Origin of the sequence: Promineifilum sp. (SeqCode) (genome assembly GCF_041918635.1) — a bacterium.
In the GTDB taxonomy this organism is placed as follows: domain Bacteria; phylum Chloroflexota; class Anaerolineae; order Promineifilales; family Promineifilaceae; genus Promineifilum.
This window is the reverse complement of sequence record NZ_JAYRVJ010000299.1, coordinates 1-4,294: the sequence shown is the minus strand read 5'-3', so window position 1 is coordinate 4,294 and position 4,294 is coordinate 1. Positions and strand designations below refer to the sequence as shown.

Below are 4,294 nucleotides of genomic sequence, written 5' to 3'. Positions count from 1 at the left end.
TGCGTGAGCTCTTCTCTTTATAGAGAAAGCTTATAGTGCCGGTGGCGCTTGTACCACTTGACCCCCAGCGTCTCGTGGTCGGACGTGCTGTTGAAGTTGGTTTCGTTGGCCTGCACGGTATCCACGTGCTTGAAACCGTGGGCGGCGATGGTGTCGCGCAACTCGGTGTAGAGCATGGCGTTGGCCCCCAGCCCACGGTATTGCGGTAGCAGCCCCAGGCCGTTGACGTTGACCCACTCCGTCCGCTGCCGGTCGAGCAGGATGTGAATCCAGCCGAATGGAAAGAGCCGCCCCTTAGCCTTCTGCAGGCCGGCCGACACGTCGTGGTAGGCGATGATGAAGCCGGCGATGTCGTCCCCCTTCATCACCAGCTTGATGAGCGACGGATCGACGATGGTCAGCAGCGAGCCGATGACCGCGTTGGTCTCCGCCTCGGTCGGCGGGTAGTACGTGTGCAGGGTGCTCATCGCCTGGCGGTGAATCTCCATCGCCTTGGGAATCCAGGCGCGAATCTCGGCCCGCGAGCGGAACGTCTTGATCCAGAAGCCCCGCTTCTCCTTGACCCGCGCGGCGATCTGGTACAGGCGCTCCGGGAGGACTATGTCGCCCCGCGCGTAGCCGGACAGGTAGTCGGTGTCCTTCTCGAAGCCGGAGTCGCGGATGAAGGCGTCGTAGTAGGGGTAGTTCCAGGGGATGCCAATAGCCGGCCGGTGTTCGAACCCCTCCACCAGCACGCTGCCATCGATGCCGATGACGCCGCGCGGGCCGAGGATGGTATCCAGCCCGCGCGCGGCGGCCCACTCCTTGGCTGTGCGCAACAGCGCCCGCGCCACTTCGATGTCCTCGACCGTCTCGAAGTAGCCAAAGAAGGCCGCCTGGCTGTGGTGATGGGCGTTGAAGTTGCGGTTTTCCAGCATGGCGACGCGACCCAGCACCCGCCCGTCCGCCTCGGCCACGAAGAAGTCGGCCACCGAGTGCTCGTAGAACGGGTGCTTGCTGGCGTCCAGGATGTTCATGGCGTCGCCGCGCAGGGGCGGAACCCACAACGGCGCGTCCCGATAAAGGTCAAAGGCGAAGTCAACGAAGCGCGCCCGCTCCCGCTTCTGTGTCGTGTCCAGCTTACGAATTTGCATGGCTTGGCTCGTTGCTATTCACCCGGCGGAGCTTCTTCATGACGGCCAGTTCGCTGGGGTAGATACGCTTCACGCCGTCGCCGAGCGAGCGCTCGATGTCGCGGATGTTGCGCACCAGGTTGTGGAAGCCCATCACTTCGACCGACGCCGCCTGGTCGGTGCCCCACATGGCCCGGTCGAGCGTGATGTGACGCTCGACGAAGGTTGCCCCCAGGGTGACGGCCGCCCACGTCGGGGCCAGCCCGACCTCGTGGCCGGAGTAGCCGATGGGGATGTTGGGGAAGGCGGCCTTCAGCGTCGGGATCATGCGCAGGTTCAACTCCTCCGGCGGGCAGGGGTAGGAGGAGGTGGCGTGGGCGATCATCAGCTTGTCCGGCCCCAGCAAGTCAACGGCCTGCTGAATCTGCCACATCTCCGACATGCCGGTGGAGAGCATGATCGGACGACCGGTCGCCTTCAGTTTGCTCAGCAGTGCCAGGTCGGTCAGCGTGGCCGAGGCGACCTTGTAGAGCGGCGTGTCGAACTGCTCCATGAAGTCCACCGCCTCCTCATCCCAGCAAGAAGCAAACCAGTCCAGACCGCGCGCCCGGCAGTAGCGGTCGATGTTGCGGTACTGCTCGTAACTGAACTCGACCTTGTGGCGGTACTCCAGATAGGTGATGCGGCCCCAGGGGGTGTCGCGTTCGAGGCGCCACTGGTCGCGCGGCACACACAACTCCGGCGTGCGCTTCTGGAACTTGACCGCGTCGGCCCCGGCGAAGATGGCCCCGTCGATGAGCTTGCGGGCCAGGTCGAGCGAGCCGTTGTGGTTGATGCCGATCTCGGCGATGATGTAGACTGGCTCCCCCTCGCCGATGCGGCGGCGGCCGATGTCTACGACGCTGTTCATACTCATAGATGCCTTCTCCAGTACATACGCAGAGGAATCATCCGCAGATTGGGCAGATTAAGAGGCTCACGCAAAGAGCGCCAAGCGCGACAAGAACGCCAAGAAGTATCGCTTAGTGCGCTTGGCGCTCTCTGCATAAGATTCTTCTTCAATCTGCCGAATCTGCCAAATCTGTGGATGACTACTCTTGCTTTGCGGCGATGATAAGCTCGGCGAAGTCGCGAAACGCTCCATAGCCGCCGCGGCTGGGGCAGACGTAGTGGGCTGCGGCCTGCGCGAAGGGCGTGGCGTCGACCGGGCAGCCGGCCAGACCCACCAGCCCCATGATCTCCACGTCGTTGGTGTCGTCGCCGATGAACGCTACCTGTTCGGCCGTCAGTCCGCGCCGCTCCAGGATGTCGCGCAGCACGGCTGCCTTGTCGCGAATGCCCAGATGCAACTCCGTGATCATCAACTTCTCCGCCCGCCGCTGCACCGCGCCCGAGCGCTCGCCGGTGATGATACCCACGTCCACCCCGGCAAAGCGCCGCAACCGCTCGACGCCCATGCCGTCGCGGATGGAGAAGCGCTTCATCTCTTCGCCCCGCTCTGAGTAGTATACGCCGTTATCGGTCAGCACGCCGTCGCTGTCGGTCAGCAGGAAGCGAATGGCGCGGGCGCGGCGGGTGAGGTCGTCCATAGTAGTCAGTGGTCAGTGGACAGTGGTCAGCGTACGGATCACTGACCACTGACCACTGACCACTATTTCACCAGGCCGTCCAGCCGCCATCCACCACCAGATTCGCCCCGGTCATGTAGGCCGAAGCGTCGGAGGCGAGGAAGACGAGCGCGCCCTGATAGTCGGTCGGCAGGGCCATGCGACCGAGCATCGTCCGCGCCGAGTAGTTGCGCACAAAGTACTCATGCTGGTTGTTCTCCACGCCGCCGGGCGAGAGGGTGTTGACGCGCACGCCCGCGCTCCCCCAGTAGGCGGCCAGGAAGCGGGTAAAGGCGATGACCGCGCCCTTGGTCGTCGGGTAGGCGGGCGACTTGTAGAAGGGCTGCCGGCCGTCGGGCGTCTGGTAGAGCGACTGGTCGGGGGCGACGATGCCGTAGGTCGAGGCGACGTTGATGATGCTGCCTCGCCCCTGCGCGGCCATCGGCGCGCCCAGGATTTGGGAGCAGAGGAAGACGCCGGTCACGTTGGCGTCGAGCGACTTCTGCCACATCGCCAACGGGTAGCTCTCGAAGCGCGACTGTTCGGCGGCCATGGCCGGCGACTCGAACATGTCGTTGATGGCGGCGTTGTTCACCAGCACGTCCAGGTGGCCGAAGCGGGCCAGCGCCGCGTCGCGCAGGGCAGTGATGGCGTCCGGGTCGGTCACATCCAGCGCGCAGCCCAGGGCAGGCGCCGGCAGCGTGGCGGCGAAAGCGGCGCACGCCTCGGCTTCCAGGTCGGCGACGATGACGTTCGCCCCATAGGCGGCGAGCGCCTCGCAATGCCGCCGCCCGATCAGCCCCAGCGCGCCGGTGACGACGGCGGTTTTGTTGTCCAGTGAGAAGAGGTTTGTCATGTCAGTTGTCAGTTGTTAGTTGACGGTTGTCAGCGGTTAGTTGTCGGTCAGAGGTAGATACCAGAGTGAATCGCTATTCCCGAATTGAACGGCGGAGACCATTGAGTAGCCGGGCAACTTCTGAGCATTGAGCCAGCAAGGTCTGCGTTCGCGTTTCGTCGATGTAGCAGAGCCGGTGCGCAATCATGATTTACGTTTCAACTTCTTGTAAAGAGCCGTGGGCGATCTCAAGAAAACGCACGAACTCCTTGACCGAGTGACGCCCTTGTCCTTCCGCGATATTTGAAGGAACCGAAATACACGCGCACCTCAACTGACTCGTCAGACCAAACGCTTCCTCGCGCGGAAACGCTCGCGTGACTTCGTAGACATTCAACACAAGGTCCATCGCTTTCTGCCAGACAATAAGCTCCCGATAGCTCAGAACAGCCATATCACTTCGCTCGTCGGTTTAGGCGCGAAGTGTCGCGCCCCAGCCACTAGCCTCCCTATATGCGCCACATTGGCTGCGCTTCCTATTCTCAGTTGTGTGCTGCCAACTGACAACTGCCAACTGACAACTGACAACTAACAACTGCCAACTGCCAACTGCCAACTGCCAACTACCGCGCCGGTTTCAAGTTAAAACTATCCGTCCGCCGGAAGACGGGCTGGACGGGCGTGCCGCGCAGGCGGGAGGCCAGGTCGCCTTCTTCCAGCGCGCCCTTCAGTTCGGCCAG

The 4,294-nt window shown here is 63.1% G+C and carries 5 protein-coding genes; all 5 read right to left on the bottom strand.

From position 1 onward, the window contains the following. Nucleotides 1-17: 17 nt before the first annotated feature. Entirely contained in the window at nt 18-1,133 is a 1,116-nt protein-coding gene (locus tag ACE3UY_RS09750; protein ID WP_374687350.1) for a hypothetical protein, read from the bottom strand. Next, nucleotides 1,120-2,022: an N-acetylneuraminate synthase family protein gene (locus ACE3UY_RS09745; RefSeq protein WP_374687349.1), complete on the bottom strand. Its 903-nt coding sequence runs from the start codon at nt 2,020-2,022 to the stop codon at nt 1,120-1,122. The genes ACE3UY_RS09750 and ACE3UY_RS09745 overlap by 14 nt, the downstream gene beginning before the upstream one ends. A gap of 181 nt (nt 2,023-2,203) precedes the next feature. After that, nucleotides 2,204-2,701: a KdsC family phosphatase gene (locus tag ACE3UY_RS09740; RefSeq protein ID WP_374687348.1), complete on the bottom strand. Its 498-nt coding sequence runs from the start codon at nt 2,699-2,701 to the stop codon at nt 2,204-2,206. A gap of 67 nt (nt 2,702-2,768) precedes the next feature. After that, nucleotides 2,769-3,575 carry an SDR family oxidoreductase gene (locus ACE3UY_RS09735; RefSeq protein WP_374687347.1) on the bottom strand — a complete coding sequence of 269 codons (807 nt, stop codon included), beginning with the start codon at nt 3,573-3,575 and terminating at the stop codon, nt 2,769-2,771. A gap of 190 nt (nt 3,576-3,765) precedes the next feature. After that, entirely contained in the window at nt 3,766-4,008 is a 243-nt protein-coding gene (locus ACE3UY_RS09730) for a four helix bundle protein (protein WP_374687346.1), read from the bottom strand. Nucleotides 4,009-4,294: the final 286 nt, after the last annotated feature.